This window comes from Pseudomonas reidholzensis (assembly GCF_900536025.1).
In the GTDB taxonomy this organism is placed as follows: domain Bacteria; phylum Pseudomonadota; class Gammaproteobacteria; order Pseudomonadales; family Pseudomonadaceae; genus Aquipseudomonas; species Aquipseudomonas reidholzensis.
This window is the reverse complement of the sequence record NZ_UNOZ01000031.1, coordinates 69486-81795: the sequence shown is the minus strand read 5'-3', so window position 1 is coordinate 81795 and position 12310 is coordinate 69486. Positions and strand designations below refer to the sequence as shown.

12 protein-coding genes are annotated in these 12310 nt (G+C 65.1%); 3 read left to right on the top strand and 9 right to left on the bottom strand.

Annotation, left to right across the window (positions count from 1 at the left end; genetic code table 11):
* Window positions 1-85: 85 nt before the first annotated feature.
* Window positions 86-295: a cold-shock protein gene (locus tag CCOS865_RS22655; protein ID WP_119145031.1), complete on the top strand. Its 210-nt coding sequence runs from the start codon at window positions 86-88 to the stop codon at window positions 293-295.
* A gap of 93 nt (window positions 296-388) precedes the next feature.
* On the opposite strand, the gene CCOS865_RS22650 is transcribed toward CCOS865_RS22655, so the two are convergent.
* From CCOS865_RS22650 to CCOS865_RS22635, 4 genes are all read right to left on the bottom strand, one after another.
* Window positions 389-766, bottom strand: coding sequence for a hypothetical protein (locus CCOS865_RS22650; protein WP_119145029.1), 378 nt, complete (start codon window positions 764-766; stop codon window positions 389-391).
* A gap of 18 nt (window positions 767-784) precedes the next feature.
* A complete protein-coding gene (locus CCOS865_RS22645; RefSeq protein ID WP_119145027.1) occupies window positions 785-1597 on the bottom strand; it encodes a putative RNA methyltransferase in 813 nt (270 codons plus the stop codon).
* On the bottom strand, window positions 1597-2748 hold the full coding sequence (gene dapE / locus CCOS865_RS22640) for a succinyl-diaminopimelate desuccinylase (RefSeq protein WP_119145025.1): 1152 nt from the start codon (window positions 2746-2748) through the stop codon (window positions 1597-1599). The genes CCOS865_RS22645 and dapE overlap by 1 nt, the downstream gene beginning before the upstream one ends.
* 155 nt (window positions 2749-2903) lie before the next feature.
* On the bottom strand, window positions 2904-5495 hold the full coding sequence (locus tag CCOS865_RS22635; RefSeq protein WP_119145023.1) for a glycosyltransferase: 2592 nt from the start codon (window positions 5493-5495) through the stop codon (window positions 2904-2906).
* A 275-nt stretch (window positions 5496-5770) separates the two neighbouring features.
* Between CCOS865_RS22635 and tcdA the strand changes: the two genes are divergently transcribed.
* Window positions 5771-6580 (top strand): tRNA cyclic N6-threonylcarbamoyladenosine(37) synthase TcdA, encoded by an 810-nt coding sequence (gene tcdA, locus CCOS865_RS22630; RefSeq protein ID WP_119145021.1) that lies wholly within the window; start codon window positions 5771-5773, stop codon window positions 6578-6580.
* Window positions 6581-6718: 138 nt separating this feature from the next.
* Here the strand turns inward: tcdA and CCOS865_RS22625 are convergent, their stop codons facing one another.
* The 5 genes from CCOS865_RS22625 to CCOS865_RS22605 form a co-directional block, all read right to left on the bottom strand.
* Window positions 6719-7129 carry a SufE family protein gene (locus CCOS865_RS22625; protein ID WP_119145019.1) on the bottom strand — a complete coding sequence of 137 codons (411 nt, stop codon included), beginning with the start codon at window positions 7127-7129 and terminating at the stop codon, window positions 6719-6721.
* A complete protein-coding gene (locus CCOS865_RS22620) occupies window positions 7126-8331 on the bottom strand; it encodes a cysteine desulfurase (protein ID WP_119145401.1) in 1206 nt (401 codons plus the stop codon). The genes CCOS865_RS22625 and CCOS865_RS22620 overlap by 4 nt, the downstream gene beginning before the upstream one ends.
* A 75-nt stretch (window positions 8332-8406) precedes the next feature.
* Window positions 8407-9441: a 2,3,4,5-tetrahydropyridine-2,6-dicarboxylate N-succinyltransferase gene (dapD, locus tag CCOS865_RS22615; RefSeq protein WP_119145017.1), complete on the bottom strand. Its 1035-nt coding sequence runs from the start codon at window positions 9439-9441 to the stop codon at window positions 8407-8409.
* Between the two features lie 41 nt (window positions 9442-9482).
* The gene (locus CCOS865_RS22610) at window positions 9483-9830 is read right to left on the bottom strand and encodes an ArsC family reductase (RefSeq protein WP_119145015.1); all 348 of its coding nucleotides are present in this window, start codon (window positions 9828-9830) and stop codon (window positions 9483-9485) included.
* A 180-nt stretch (window positions 9831-10010) separates the two neighbouring features.
* Window positions 10011-10322 (bottom strand): hypothetical protein, encoded by a 312-nt coding sequence (locus tag CCOS865_RS22605; protein WP_147406536.1) that lies wholly within the window; start codon window positions 10320-10322, stop codon window positions 10011-10013.
* A gap of 338 nt (window positions 10323-10660) precedes the next feature.
* Between CCOS865_RS22605 and CCOS865_RS22600 the strand changes: the two genes are divergently transcribed.
* Window positions 10661-12307, top strand: coding sequence for a Na+/H+ antiporter (locus CCOS865_RS22600; RefSeq protein WP_119145011.1), 1647 nt, complete (start codon window positions 10661-10663; stop codon window positions 12305-12307).
* Window positions 12308-12310 lie beyond the last annotated feature (3 nt).

The following is a 12310-nucleotide window of genomic DNA, read 5'->3' as shown; positions in this document are numbered from 1 at the left end:
AGGATATTTCAGCAAGCTGCGACGGCACGGGGAGGCCCCAGTGCCTGCTAGGCGATCTTCACAATAAAAAATCGGAGTGGTTCAGATGTCGTCTCGTGAGACTGGGAATGTAAAGTGGTTCAACGATGCCAAGGGTTATGGCTTCATTCAGCGCGAAGGTGGGGCGGATGTATTCGTCCACTATCGGGCGATCCGCGGTGAGGGGCATCGTACCCTGGTCGAAGGACAGCAGGTGGAGTACAACCTGACGCAGGGCCAGAAAGGCCTGCAGGCTGAAGACGTAATCGGTCTCTAAGCCGCAAGCTCAAGCCTCAAGCTGCAAGTTGACCGTGGAACTTGCAGCCTGATGCGATCCCTCTTGTAGCTCCCCGCTTACCGCTTGCAGCGGTTATTGCGTGCGCCAGGTGATCTCTTCTTCACCGTCGGCACTGATGCGGATCCAGCGATCGGCATCTTCTTCCCCATGTTCCTCGCTCCAGCTGCCGGGTGCACAACGCACTTCGACCTGCAGGGCGGCATGCGCTGCGCGGGCGCAGGCGATGTCGTCGTCCCACGGCGTCTGGTCGCTTTCCAGGTACAGGCTGTTCCATTTCCCTACAGCCTTCGGTAACCAGGTGACCGGAATGTTACCGGCCAGGCATTTCCAGGTCAGGCCCTTCTGGGTCCATTCGCTGCAAGTGCCCAACGCCTCGGCAAGCCACGCGGCAACCTGCTTGTGGTCGACGTCGGTGTCCTTCAGGTAGATCTCGATATCAGGTTGACGCATAAAGGGCTCCGGATGTGCTCAGTGTTGGCGCACGAAATAGTCATAACGCATGGAAACCGTGACCTCGAACGGCGCGGCCTGGTCGATCACCAGGGCACGCTTCTCGGCGCTCGCGCGCCAGCCGTGCGGGGTCATCGCCAGCAGGTCGGCGCGGGCCTTGGGCGCGGCCAGGCTCAGGCGAAACTCGAGGGTCTCGCTGTGGGCATGGGCCATGCCGGGTGGCACCAGGGCCAGGTGTTTGTCGTCGGCATAAGGGCGTACTTCATCGTAGAGCACTTCGCGCAGTTCCATCAGGTGGCCGCTCGTAGGCCCGACCCGCATCAGGCCGCCACCGGGGCTGAGCAGGCGCAGTGCTTCCTGCCAGTCGAGCGGGCTGAAGACGCTGGCGATGAACTGGCAGCTGGCATCGGCCAAGGGTACCCGGGCCATGCTGGCGACCATCCAGGTCACCTGCGGCGCGCGGCGGCAAGCGCGTTTGACCGCCTCGCGGGAGATGTCCAGGGCATAGCCGTCAGCCGCGGGCAGGGCCTCGGCCAGCTGCGCGGTGTAATAGCCTTCGCCGCAGCCGATGTCCAGCCAGGCGCCGGGCTGCCGCTCGGCAGCGAGCTCGGCCAGGCGGCGGGCGACGGGGGCATAGTGGCCGCCGTCGAGAAAGTCCCGGCGCGCCTCGACCATGGCCTGGTTGTCACCCGGGTCGCGGCTGTTCTTGTGCTGCACCGGCAACAGGTTCAGGTAGCCCTGGCGGGCCCGGTCGAAGCGGTGGCCGGCGGCGCAGGCCACGCCGTTGTCCAGCGCCGACAGGGGCGCCTGGCAAAGTGGGCAGGCGAGCATCAGGCGAGCAACCGTACCAGGGTCTGGTAGTAGATCTCGGTCAGCAACTCGAGGTCGCTGGCCAGGATCCGCTCATCGACCTGGTGGATCGTCGCGTTGACCGGGCCGAGTTCGACCACCTGGGTACCCATGGTGGCGATGAAGCGCCCGTCGGAGGTGCCGCCGCTGGTCGACGGCTGGGTGTCACGGTCGGTGACCGCCTTGATGCTCGCCGCCACCGCGTCGAGCAGCTCGCCCGGCTCGGTGAGGAACGGCAGGCCGGACAGCGCCCAGTCGATCGACCACTCCAGCTGATGCTTGTCGAGGATCGCCGCGACGCGGGCCTGCAGGCCTTCGACGGTCGACTCGGTGGAAAAACGGAAGTTGAACAGCGCCGTCAGGTCACCCGGCACCACGTTGGTCGCGCCGGTGCCGGAATTGAGGTTGGAGATCTGGAAGCTGGTCGGCGGGAAGAATGCGTTGCCTTCGTCCCAATGCTCGGCGGCCAGCTCGGCCAGGGCTGGCGCGGCCAGGTGGATCGGGTTGCGCGCCAGGTGCGGGTAGGCCACGTGGCCTTGCTTGCCGCGCACGGTCAGCTTGGCGCCGAGCGAGCCACGACGGCCGTTCTTGACCACGTCACCGAGCAGGTGGGTGCTCGACGGCTCGCCGACGATGCACCAGTCCAGGCGCTCGTTGCGCGCCACCAGGCGCTCGACCACGGCCTTGGTGCCGTGGTGGGCCGGGCCTTCTTCGTCGCTGGTGATCAGGAAGGCGACCTTGCCGCGGTGGTTCGGGTAGTCACTGACGAAGCGCTCGCTGGCCACCACCATCGATGCCAGGCTGCCTTTCATGTCGGCGGCGCCACGGCCACAGAGCATGCCGTCGGCGTCGATCAGGGCCTCGAACGGTTCGTGCTGCCAGTGTTGCACCGGGCCGGTCGGGACCACGTCGGTGTGGCCGGCGAAGCACAGCACCGGGCCGTCCTGGTTGCCGTGGGTGGCCCAGAAGTTGTCGACGTCTTCGATGCGCATCGGCTCGAGCTGGAAGCCGACGGCGCCCAGGCGGTTCATCATCTGCGACTGGCAGTCGGCGTCGACCGGGGTCACCGAAGGGCGGCGGATCAGGTCGCAGGCCAGTTGAAGGGTAGGCGAGAGCTCGGCTGGGGCCGTCATGGGGAACTCCGGGGCAAGGCAAGGCGAAAAAACGAGGGGCGTTATCTTATATCAAATGATGTCTGCGTGGGTGGGCACCCGGCAGGCGGGACGTCTGTGATCAGGCTCCAGGCAGCGCAGGAGAGGGGCACGCCCCTCCCACGCTGACGCTGACCTCAGGCGGTCGAAGGCTCGACAGACTTTTCCGCCGGCTTGGGCAGCGATGACAGGAAGGCCATGATCAACGCCGCCAGGTACGGCAGCGACTGCACCAGCAGCATCGCCACCCAGAAGCGCATGTCCGAACTCGGCAGGCCCTGGACCAGGTAGATCCCGGCTGCCGCCCCCCACAGCAGGAGCATGATGAACAGCTCTTCGCGGGCTTCCGAGATCGCCACCAGCAAGCCATGGCTGTCGGCATTCTTCGGCGTGCGGAAGAACGGCATGCTGCTGGTGAAGAAGCCGTACAGCACCGCCTTGGCGATCGTGTGCGACAGCGCCAGCCCGGCCAGGGCCGCGGCAAAGGCGTCCTTGAGGTCTACCCCGACCGAGCGACGGTAGAGGAACAGGATCTTGCCGACCTTGAAGAAGAACAGCGCCAACGGCGGGATGGCAAAGATCATCAGCGGCGGGTCGACCCGGTGCGGGACGATGATCATCGCCGCCGACCACAGCAGTGCACCGGCCGTGAAGAAGATGTTCATGCCGTCGGCGACCCACGGCAGCCAGCCCGCCAGGAAGTGGTAACGCTGGCCTCGGGTCAGCTCGCTGCCCTTGCCGCGAAGCAGGGCGCGGGCATGGTGCTTGATGATCTGGATCGCGCCATAGGCCCAGCGGAAGCGTTGCTTCTTGAAGTCGATGAAGGTGTCGGGCATCAGGCCCTTGCCGTAGCTGTTGTGCGCGTAGGCGGCCGACAAGCCCTTCTCGAACACCCGCAGGCCCAGTTCGGCGTCTTCGCAGATGCACCAGTCGGCCCAGCCGAGCTCATCGAGCACCGCGCGTCGGGTCATGGTCATGGTGCCGTGCTGGATGATCGCGTCACGGTCGTTGCGGGTCACCATGCCGATGTGGAAGAAGCCCTTGTACTCGCTGTAGCACAGCTTCTTGAAGGCGCTTTCGTGCTGGTCGCGGTAGTCCTGGGGGGACTGCACCACGGCGATTTTCGGGTCGGCGAAGTGCGGCACCATGTGCTTGAGCCAGTTGCGGTCGACACAGTAGTCCGAGTCGATCACCGCGATCACTTCGGCGTCCTTGGCGGTGTGCGGCAGCAGGTAGTTCAGCGCGCCGCCCTTGAAGCCGGCCAGCGGCGCGACATGGAAGAACTTGAAGCGCTCGCCGAGCAGTTCGCAGTGGGCCTTGAGCGGCTCCCACACGGCCGGGTCCTTGGTGTTGTTGTCGATCACCAGCACTTCGTAGTCGGGGTAGTCCAGCGCGGCCAGGGCGTCGAGGGTCTGTTTGACCATCTCCGGCGGCTCGTTGTAGCACGGCACATGCACCGAGACTTTTGGCCGGTAGGCGCTGTCACCCTGCACCGGGAGGAATTCGCGCCGGCGCTTGAACGTCCACACGGCTTCGGCCAGCTCATGGGCCTCGGTCATCAGCACGATGAACACGCCGATCGCCCCCAGCGCCAGGAGGAAGCCCACGGTCAGGCTGAACCAGGTGCTGTATTGCTGGCTGTAGTCGTAGGCGATCCACACCAGCACCGAGCCGCACAGGAACGTGATGAAGGTCAGGAAGGTGCGCCCACGCTGACGCAGGGCCGAGCCGTCGATCAGCAGGATGGTCAACGCGAGCATGGCCAGCACCACCGAGGCGACCGCCAGTGCACGCCACTGCGGGATGGCCACCACCGGCCCGTCGAAGTTGAACTTCTGCTGGCGCTCGGCGTTGAACACGCCCCAGTAGGCACCCACCGAGCCTTCGTCGCTGGCCTTCCACGGCTGGTCGTAGGCTTCGATGACGAAGTAGTTATAGCCGCGCCGGTTGAGCGTGTTGACCAGGGTCCGCAGGTAGATGGCCTGGTCGGCCTGGGTGGCATCGGCGCCGCCGCGCATGCGCCCATTGCTCGGCCAGCCGACCTCGGAGAGCAGCAGCGGCTTGCGCGGGAACTGCAGCTTGAGGTCACGCGCGCGGTCGAGCACGAACTCCACCGAATCCTGCATCGGCACGAACTCCCAGTACGGCAGGATGTGCGCGGCGATCAGGTCGACGTGTTGCGCCAACTGCGGGTGTTCCTTCCAGATGTGCCATTGCTCGCTGGTGGTGACCGGGACCTTGACCGCCGCGCGGACCCGGTCCAGGTAGCCGATCAGGTCTTCTGCGGTGACCTCTTCGCGGAACAGCGCCTCGTTGCCGACCACCACCCTGACCACGCTGCGCGAGCTGTTGGCGAGTTCGATGGCTTTGCTGATCTCACGCTCGTTACGCGCAAGATCCGGGCTGATCCAGATGCCCAGGGTGACGCGCAGGCCCAGCTCTTCGGCCAGGCGCGGGATGTTGGCCTGGGTGCCTTCGACGGTGTAGATGCGGATGTTGTCGGTCAGCTTGCTCATCTGCTCGAGGTCTTGGCGCATCTCGTCGTCGGTCGGGTACTGGCCCTTTTGCGGGCTTTCGCCTAGGCGGAACGGCGAGTAGGAGAAACCGGAGATCTGTTCTGGCCAGGCAGGGGCCGAGACCGGGCGATTGATCAGCGCCCAGAACCCCGTGAACAGCGCGGCGATGACCAGCACCACCACCAGGTTGAGGCCGAATTTGCGTGATGACATAAGCGTTTCAAGGTTCCGAAGAGGGGAGCGGGGCGGTTTTCAGATGAGGCAATGGGTTGGACTAGCCTCAGGGGATGAAGTTTTCGATCCCGCTCTGTTGTCGTCCATTTCGTATTAACTGATAGGACATTAAAGCAGGGTTGCTCGGAGAGTTGCTAATCGGGGTGCCTGAATGCCCGCGTGATAGCGGCCTTGCGTCGCGATCGGCGTGCAAAGCAGCCCCACGGTCTGCCAGCTGGCATATACTGCGCGCCGGTTTTTTCGGGGTACTGACCATGAGCACAGAAGATCCACGCTTCGCCGGCGTCGCCCGGCTGTACGGCGATGCGGGGCTGCAACGCCTGCGCGAGGCCCATGTGGCGATCGTCGGCATCGGTGGCGTGGGTTCGTGGGCTGCCGAAGCCCTGGCCCGCAGTGGCGTCGGCGAGATCAGCCTGTTCGACCTGGACGACGTCTGCGTGAGCAACACCAACCGCCAGGCGCATGCCCTCGAAGGGCAGGTCGGGCGGCCCAAGGTCGAGGTCATGGCCGAGCGCCTGCGGGCGATCAACCCGGCGTGCACGGTGCATGCGGTGGCCGATTTCGTCACCCGCGAGAGCATGGCCGAGCACATCACGGTGGACATGGACTGCGTGATCGACTGCATCGACAGCGTGATGGCCAAGGCCGCGCTGATCGCCTGGTGCCGTCGGCGCAAGATCGGCGTGGTTACTACCGGCGGCGCGGGCGGGCAGATCGACCCGACCCAGATCCAGGTCGGCGATCTGAACAAGACCTTCAATGACCCGCTGGCCTCGCGGGTGCGCTCGACCCTGCGGCGCGACTACAACTTCTCGCGCAACACCTCGCGCAACTACGGCGTGCCGTGTGTGTTCTCCAGCGAGCAGCTGCGCTATCCCAAGGGCGATGGCAGCGTTTGCCTGCAGAAGAGCTTTGTCGGTGAAGGCGTGCGGCTGGACTGCTCGGGCGGCTTTGGCGCGGTGATGATGGTGACGGCGACCTTTGGCATGGTGGCGGCGAGCAAGGCGGTCGAGAAGCTGGTCGGCGGCGCCCGACGGCCTTCGGAGCGGGTGGTGGCCGAGTAATCGGCGGGGTATCAGCCCAGGCCTCTTCGCGGGGCAAGCCCGCTCCCACAGGATTGTCGGTAAAACCCGAATTTTGGGGTTTCATGGAATCCTGTGGGAGCGGGCTTGCCCCGCGAAGGGGCCCTGACTGACCCCACCTCAACTAGCCGTCGCCAACTCCCCCATGCGCCGCAACACGGCATGCAAGCCATTGCTGCGCGACGGCGACAGCTGACGCTCCAGCCCCAGCTCGGCAAACCAGCCAGGTAAATCCAGCTCGGCCAGCTCCGCGCTCGGCAACCCCTGCACCCGTACCAGCAGCAGCGCCAGCAAACCGCGCAACAACCGCGCATCACTGGAGGCCTTGAACCGCCACTGGCCATTGTCTTCAAACGCCACCAGCCAGACCAGGCTTTCACAGCCATGGACACGGTTGTCCTCGGACTTCTCCGCCTCATCCAGCGCTGCCAGCCGGTCACCCCACTGCATCAGCAAGCGCGCACGCTGCTCCCAGCCGCGTGCCTGCTGAAACGCCTCCAGCGCCTCGCGGGCCTCGTTCGACAGGCTCATCGCAGCAGCTCCAGGCCTTGATCCAGCGCATCGAAGAAGCGCTGCAGATCATCACTGTCGTTGTACACCGCCAACGAAACGCGGATCGCCCCTTCCAGCCCCAGCCCCTTGAGCAGCGGCATCGCGCAATGATGACCGGCGCGCACGGCAATCCCCTGTTCGGTCAGCAGGTGGGCGATATCGGCGTTGTGCACGCCGTCGACGACAAAACTGACCAGCGCGGTCTGCGGGGTGCCGAGGATGCGCAGGCCATCGCGATCGGCCAGGCCGCGCAGCAGGTGCTGGTGCAGGCTGGCTTCGTGCCGCTCGACGGCAAGGGCATCCAGGCTGGCCAGGTAGTCGAGGGTCGCGCCCAGGCCAATGACCCCGGCGATCGGCGGGGTGCCCGCTTCAAAACCCAGCGGCGCCGGGCGAAAGCTGGCGGCGTGGTAGTCGGCCAGTTGCACCATCTCGCCGCCAAACTGCCAGTGCAGCAGTTGCTCCAGCGCCTGCTTGCGGCCGTACAACACGCCAACGCCTTCCGGGCCGTACAGCTTGTGGCTGGAGAAGACGTAGAAATCGCAGCCCAGCTGCTGCACGTCATGCCGGCCATGAACCACGCCTTGAGCGCCATCGACCACCGTCAATGCGCCCTGGGCGCGCGCGTGGGCGAGCAGCGCTGGCAATGGCTGCCAGGTCCCCAGTACGTTGGACAACTGGCTGACCGCCAGCAGCCGGGTGCGCGGGCCGATCAATTGCAGGGCCTGGTTGAGGTCGATAAAGCCTTGCTCGTTCACTGGCAGTATCACCAGGCGCAGGTTGCGGCGCCGGGCCAGCTGTTGCCAGGGCAGCAGGTTGGCGTGGTGCTCCAGCGCGCTGATGGCGATCTCGTCGCCCTCGTTGAAACCGTGCTCCAGCCCATAGGCCAGCAGGTTCAGCGCCGAGGTCGCGCCGTGGGTGAAGATGACCTGATGCGAGTCGGCGGCATTCAGCCAGGCGGCGACCTTGTCGCGGCTGGCTTCGAACGCTTGGGTCGCGAGGGCGCCGGGCAGGTGCTGGGCACGGTGCACGTTGGCCGCGCCATGGCCGTAATAGTGGCTCAGGGCATCGAGCAGGGCCTGGGGCTTCTGGGTGGTGGCGGCGCTGTCCAGGTACGTCTGGTGCTGGCGCTCGAGTGCGGCGATGGCGGGGAAGTCGGCACGCCATGGGGAGGGCTGGAACATGTTCATAGACCTGGAAATAAAAACGGGTCTGGCATTACGCCAGACCCGATCTTATCACTTCGAACCGGCAGGTTCTCAGTTGTGCGCGTGCAGCGCCTCGTTCAGCTCGATGGCCGACTTGTGGGTCTTGCACTCCACGGCGCCGTTCAGCGAGTTACGACGGAACAGCAGGTCGGTCTGGCCTGCCAGGTCGCGGGCCTTGACCACTTTGACCAGCTCGTTGTTCTCGTCGAGCAGGTTCACCTTGGTGCCTGCGGTGATGTACAGGCCGGCTTCGACGGTGTTGCGGTCGCCCAGCGGGATACCGATACCGGCGTTGGCGCCGATCAGGCAGCCTTCGCCGACCTTGATGACGATGTTGCCGCCACCGGACAGGGTGCCCATGGTCGAGCAGCCGCCGCCCAGGTCCGAGCCCTTGCCGACGAACACGCCCGCGGAGACGCGGCCTTCGATCATGCCTGGGCCTTCGGTGCCGGCGTTAAAGTTGACGAAGCCTTCGTGCATGATCGTGGTGCCTTCGCCGATGTAGGCGCCCAGGCGTACACGGGCGGTGTCGGCGATGCGCACGCCGGCCGGGACCACGTAGTCGGTCATCTTCGGGAACTTGTCCACCGAGAACACTTCCAGCAGCTCGCCCTTCAGGCGTGCTTCCAGTTGCAGTTCGGCCACTTCGCCCAGGTCGACGGCGCCCTGGTTGGTCCAGGCGACGTTTGGCAGCAGCGGGAAGATGCCGGCCAGGCTCACACCGTGCGGCTTGACCAGGCGGTGCGACAGCAGGTGCAGCTTGAGGTAGGCCTCAGGTGTCGAGGTCAGTGCGGCGTCTTCGGCCAGCAGGGTGGCGACCAGCGGCTTGTGGCTTTCGGCCAGACGGGTCAGCAGGGCGTACTGGGTGGCATCCACCGACTTGAGCGCATCGGCCAGTTGGCCGGCTTGCGCGTTGCTGAACGCGATCGCCTGGTTGCCGCCTGCGTAGCCGAGGATCGGTGCGACGGCAGCGATCAGTTCGGCGCTCGGGTTGACCAGCGGCTGCGCGTAGAAGACTTCCAGCCAGGTGCCCTGGCGGTTCTGGGTGCCGACACCAAAGGCCAGGCTGAACAGGGTAGTGGACATGCGATTACCTCTTGCGAATAAGGGTTGATGCGAAGGCGGGCTCAGGTCAGCGCAGCGGCGTACAGGTCAGGCTTGAAGCCGACCAGGGTGCGCTCACCGAGATCGAGCACCGGGCGCTTGATCATCGAGGGCTGGGCGAGCATCAGTGCAACGGCTTTGGCCTGGTCGAGATCGGCCTTGCTGGCGTCGTCGAGCTTGCGGAAGGTGGTGCCGGCGCGGTTGAGGACAACCTCCCAGCCGTGCTCGTCACACCAGCGGTCGAGGCTGTCGCGGTCGATGCCCTGAACCTTGTAGTCGTGGAACGCGTACTCGATGGCCTGTTCTTCAAGCCAGGTACGGGCTTTTTTCATGGTGTCGCAGGCTTTGATGCCGTAGAGAGTGTAAGTCATTGAATTTAAAGGGTTGTATGGGCTTGCCCAAAACGTTCCCGATATCTCCCGAAAATAATTCGCTGGATTATGCGACATCGAACCTTCCAGCGCCACGGCTGGGTTGCTCGGCTCGCCGATCGGCGCTGCAGGGCGCAGTCGCCTCTGGGGAGGTAAGCGATGGCAACCTGCGCGCCTGGCTCAGTGAGCTACGGACCGCGCCAGGCCAAACGCGATCGCCCCGATGCCACCTGAAAGGATCACGGCGGTCGCCAGGAACCACTTGATCATCGAGCCTTCGGTGCGCGTGAGGTCGGTGCGAAAATTGGCCACACTTTGATTGAGAGTGCCGGTTTCGCTCACCAGGTCAGCCTTGCTGGCCAGGTTGGGAAAGACGTCTGTCCGCAAGCCATCGAGGGTCGCCTCGATTCTGCCCAGACTTACCTCGATGCCCCCGAGCCTGTCGCGCATTGCTTGGGTCGATTTTTCTAACGCTGTAACGCGAACGTCCAAGTTGCCGCCTCCCGGTGGATTTCGGCCTGCAGTGCCGCCCGGCGCAGTGCCAAGGTAAATCGTCGAACGGGGCTCATGCACATCGGGTCCTCCCTGACGCAAGCGATCCTGCGAGCAAAGGAATTATGCGCCATCGCTTCACCCGCTACCACGGCGGGCGTGAGGCCTTCTGTGGCAAACCGTGTCATAGGCCATCGGGTAGCATTGTGTTACACATTCACCTGGCGCCTGCGACTATCGTGCAGCGGTGCAGTATCACCGCTCACCGCTAACATATTGTTTCAACGGCACTGTCTGCGCACCGCCGGGACTTTTCGAATGACACAGGAAGCTTGCTGATGCAGTCAGCCTATACCGTCCTTATTCTGCTGACGCTGGTAAGCGTATCGAAACTGCTGGGGCGGATGATCCCCCTGCCACTGCCGCTGGTGCAGATCGCCGCGGGGGCACTGCTGGCCTGGCCGAGCCTGGGGCTGCATGTGGCGCTGGAGCCGGAGTTGTTCCTGTTCCTGTTCTTGCCACCGCTGCTGTTCGCGGATGGCTGGCGCATCCCCAAGCGTCAACTGTGGCGCCTGCGCGGGCCGGTGGTGGCACTGGCGGTGGGGCTGGTGCTGTTCACGGTGGTCGGCGCCGGCTACTTCATTCACTGGTTGCTGCCGAGCATCCCGCTGCCGGTGGCCTTCGCCCTCGCTGCGGTGCTGTCGCCCACTGATGCCGTGGCCGTCTCGGCGATTACCCAGGACCGTTTGCCGGCGCCCTTGATGCACATGCTTCAGGGCGAGGCGTTGATGAACGATGCCACGGGCCTGGTGACCTTCAAGTTCGCCCTGGTCGCGGCGATCACCGGTGCGTTCTCGTTGGCCGAGGCCAGCTTCACCTTCGTCCTGGTGGCGCTGGGTGGCCTGGCGGTGGGGGTTGGCCTGAGCTGGCTGATCGGGCGGCTGCGCATGTGGATGATCACCCGTGGCTGGGATGACCCGGCCACCCACGTGGTGTTCATGCTGTTGCTGCCGTTTGCCGCCTATGTGCTGGCCGAACGCCTGGGCGTGTCGGGGATTCTCTCGGCGGTGGCGGCCGGCATGATGCAGAGCTGGCTCGACCTGCTGCCGCGCCAGACGAGTACACGGCTGCTCAACCGCAGCGTCTGGTCGCTGCTCGAATTCGCCTTCAATGGGTTGATCTTCCTGCTGCTGGGCTTGCAGCTGCCGGACATCATCAAGGCCGTGGTCAGCCACGAGGCGACCGTCTGGCCGACCCTGGCCTACCGCTGCCTCGATGTGCTGGCGATCTTTGCTGCGCTGATCCTGTTGCGCTTCATCTGGGTGCAGAGCATCTGGCGGGCGATCGGCGTGGTCCGTCGCTGGCGCGGCAAGCCCGAGCTGGTGCTGGTGCCCACCGCGCGTTCGTGCTGGTTGCTGACCCTGGGCGGCGTGCGCGGTGCGGTGACCCTGGCGGGTGTGATGTCGGTGCCGCTGCTGATGGGGGCGGGCCAGGCCTTTCCTGAGCGCGACCTGCTGATCTTCATCGCTGCGGGGGTGATCCTGCTGTCGTTGATCGGGGCCTGTATCGCCTTGCCGATCCTTTTGCGCGGGGTCACCAAGAGCCCGGACGAGCGTTTGCAGCAGGAGGTTCAGGAAGCCTGGCGGCGCACTGCCGAGGCGGCCATTCACGCCCTTGAGGCGGAAGAGGTGGTCGATGCCAATGCGCCGCAGGACGCGGCCCAGGCGACGTTGGCCGTGGAGCTCAAGGCGCGCTTGATGGCGGAATACCGGGATGAACTGGACAGCTACAACGACAGTGCCGAGGCGCGGGCCCTGGCTGAGCAGATGGACCTGCTCGAACGGCGCTTGCGGGTGAAGGCGCTGCGGGCGCAGCGGCTGGAACTGTACAACCTGCATCGCCAGCATCTGGTGGGCGATGAGGTGGTGCGCCAGGTGCTGGGGGAGCTGGACTTGAGTGAAGCCAACCTGGGGCAGGTCAGGTAGATC

Coding starts and splice junctions, on each gene's coding strand:
- CCOS865_RS22655 (WP_119145031.1), top strand. CDS start 86: ATGTCGTCTCGTGAGACTGGGAATGTAAAGTGGTTCAACGATGCCAAG.
- CCOS865_RS22650 (WP_119145029.1), bottom strand. CDS start 766: ATGCGTCAACCTGATATCGAGATCTACCTGAAGGACACCGACGTCGAC.
- CCOS865_RS22645 (WP_119145027.1), bottom strand. CDS start 1,597: ATGCTCGCCTGCCCACTTTGCCAGGCGCCCCTGTCGGCGCTGGACAAC.
- dapE (WP_119145025.1), bottom strand. CDS start 2,748: ATGACGGCCCCAGCCGAGCTCTCGCCTACCCTTCAACTGGCCTGCGAC.
- CCOS865_RS22635 (WP_119145023.1), bottom strand. CDS start 5,495: ATGTCATCACGCAAATTCGGCCTCAACCTGGTGGTGGTGCTGGTCATC.
- tcdA (WP_119145021.1), top strand. CDS start 5,771: ATGAGCACAGAAGATCCACGCTTCGCCGGCGTCGCCCGGCTGTACGGC.
- CCOS865_RS22625 (WP_119145019.1), bottom strand. CDS start 7,129: ATGAGCCTGTCGAACGAGGCCCGCGAGGCGCTGGAGGCGTTTCAGCAG.
- CCOS865_RS22620 (WP_119145401.1), bottom strand. CDS start 8,331: ATGTTCCAGCCCTCCCCATGGCGTGCCGACTTCCCCGCCATCGCCGCA.
- dapD (WP_119145017.1), bottom strand. CDS start 9,441: ATGTCCACTACCCTGTTCAGCCTGGCCTTTGGTGTCGGCACCCAGAAC.
- CCOS865_RS22610 (WP_119145015.1), bottom strand. CDS start 9,830: ATGACTTACACTCTCTACGGCATCAAAGCCTGCGACACCATGAAAAAA.
- CCOS865_RS22600 (WP_119145011.1), top strand. CDS start 10,661: ATGCAGTCAGCCTATACCGTCCTTATTCTGCTGACGCTGGTAAGCGTA.